Annotated in this window: 1 protein-coding gene and 2 pseudogenes; 1 reads left to right on the top strand and 2 read right to left on the bottom strand. The window is 65.7% G+C overall.

Annotated elements, in window-relative coordinates:
* Nucleotides 1-702, top strand: a pseudogene (locus EN949_RS34800) (hypothetical protein); the annotation flags it as partial.
* 48 nt (nt 703-750) lie between these two features.
* Here the strand turns inward: EN949_RS34800 and nadE are convergent.
* Both nadE and EN949_RS34790 read right to left on the bottom strand, forming a co-directional pair.
* Nucleotides 751-1758, bottom strand: a complete 1008-nt coding sequence (nadE, locus tag EN949_RS34795) for an NAD(+) synthase (RefSeq protein WP_127371969.1) — start codon at nt 1756-1758, stop codon at nt 751-753.
* A pseudogene (locus tag EN949_RS34790) lies at nt 1755-2132 on the bottom strand (AMP-binding protein); the annotation flags it as partial. The gene nadE and the pseudogene EN949_RS34790, both read right to left, overlap by 4 nt.

The raw sequence follows: 2132 nt of genomic DNA, 5'->3' as shown, positions 1-2132 counted from the left end.
CCGCAATACAGCCTGGACTGGATCCGGGTCATCCGACCTTCGGCCTTCCTGCTCGATCTAGCATCGCGGCGAGCCGGCGCCGTGCGCTTGCTTGACCCGCTCGCGCGCGGACTCGATCGCTATCTTCGCGGACGGATGCAGGAGAACGAGATGCGCTGGTCCGGGGTCCCGGAACTCTGGAATGGCAAGGGCGGCCTCAAGGTAGCCGAAATCGATCAAGCCGGTTTTGCGGCTCTTTTGGACCCGTTAACGCGGCAGTTCCCGCTCCGCCCCGACTGGAGTGCCGAGCAGCTTGCGCATATCCTCGCGGAGGCTTCCCAGAAGCCGGACTATGGTGATGCCGTGTTCGCGTCCGTCTCCTGCCCCAGCGGGGGGCTGGTGGGCGCCTTCCTCTATCACACCCGCCCGGGCAGGATGGCGCGCGTGCTGCAGGTTCTGGCCCTGCCGGGGCAAGCTGGTTCCGTCGTCGACTGCTTGATTGGCGATGCGGCGCGGCGTGGCGCCGCCGGCCTGCGCGGCCGGACGCAACCCGCCCTGCTCGCAGCGATGCTGGGCCGGCGGGTCGCCTTCACTCAACCGGCCTCGACCGTGGTGCATTCTCGCGACGAGGAGCTGGTGAACGCGTTTCTGAGCTCGCAAGGCTTCTTCAACGGGCTGGCCGGCGAGCGCTGGAATCGCTTGGCCGGGGAGCAGTTCGAATAGGCCGTCATTTGCCCGCGCGGCGACGTAATCCCGATGGTCGCGCCAATCTCAGCTGGCGATTTCCTCGACGGGGCGGACGAGCTGCGGGCCAAGGTGCAGATGGCGCGTCGCCCGGCGCTTGGCGGCGATATCGGCCCGGACGCGTTCGACCTCGACCGCAGTCAGCTCCGCGGCGGCGCCGACCTCCACGGCTGAAAGGCCGTTATTCAGGCCGAAGAGGCAAATATCCATGCGGTCATAGGGCAGGGAGAAGTAGAACTCTTCCTGCGTCTGCTCGAGGGAATAGGTGTCGGTCGTCGGCGCCCTGCGGCAGATTTCCTCGGGAATGCCGAGATGGGCGGCAAGTGCATAGACCTGGCTCTTGTAGAGATGGGCGATCGGTTTGACGTCAGCCGCGCCGTCGCCATTCTTCACGAAGAAGCCTTGGTCGTATTCGAGCCGGTTCGGCGTGCCGAGCACGGCGAAATTCAGCCGGTCGGCGTGATAGTACTCGATCTGTTTGCGCGTGCGCTGCTTCATGTTGGTGGCGGCGACGATGCCGAGATAGACCGCCGCCGACATGCGCAGCTTCGTCTGCCGGCCTTCGGGGTCCTGCACCACCAGCGAGGAGATGTTGTAGCCCTCGCCGGCGAGCGAATTGGCGATGACGATCTTTGAGGCCCAGCCCGGCCCGTATTCCGGCACCAGCTCGCGGATGAAGGTATCCCGCCGCTGATAACAACCCATCGCGTGCAGCGTCGGGCCGATATCCTCCACGATCGCTTCGACGCCAAAGGTTTCGGCGGCCAGCCGGCCGAGGCGGAGGCTGTCGGGATCGGAGTCGCTTTCCGGCATGAACAGGCAGAAGACGTTCTTAGCGCCGACGGCGCGGGCGGCGAGCGCGACCGAGACGCTGGAATCGATGCCGCCAGAGAGGCCGAGCACGAGCCCGCGCTTGCGCATGCCGCGTAGCTGCTCGCGCAACCCGGCGACGATGCGATCGGTTTCCGCTGCGTTGTCGAGCGTCAGCGCGTCGGCCGAGAAGGCGGGACGGCTCGGGGCGAGGGAGAGGTTCATTCTGCAGTCCCCAACGTTTCGGCCGCCAGCCTTCGGCTGACCTTTCCGGTATCGGTCTTCGGCAACTCGCGGCGGAACTCGATGAGCTTCGGCACCATGAAATCCTCGAGATGAACGGCGCAGTAGCGAATGATGTCCCGCTCGCTCAGGGTCTCGTCCGAGAGAACGACGAGGGCGGCAATGGCGTGGCCGAGCACCGGATCCGGCACGCCGGTCACCACGGCTTCCACGATGCCTGGATGGGCGTGCAGCACAGTTTCGACTTCCTTCGGGGCGACCTTTTCGCCGCGCGTCTTGATGATGTCGTCCTTGCGGCCAACGAAATAAAGGAAGCCGTCCTCGTCCGTCCGGAACAGGTCACCGGTGTGGAGCCG

The sequence above is a fragment of the Mesorhizobium sp. M7A.F.Ca.US.007.01.2.1 genome (assembly GCF_003998165.1).
In the GTDB taxonomy this organism is placed as follows: Bacteria; Pseudomonadota; Alphaproteobacteria; order Rhizobiales; family Rhizobiaceae; genus Mesorhizobium; species Mesorhizobium ciceri.
Note: the sequence above shows the minus strand (reverse complement) of the source record. Positions and strands in the feature narration are given on the sequence as shown.

What these genes read in the sequence shown, in the direction of transcription:
- nadE (WP_127371969.1), bottom strand. Translation starts at nt 1,758, where the DNA reads ATGAACCTCTCCCTCGCCCCGAGCCGTCCCGCCTTCTCGGCCGACGCG.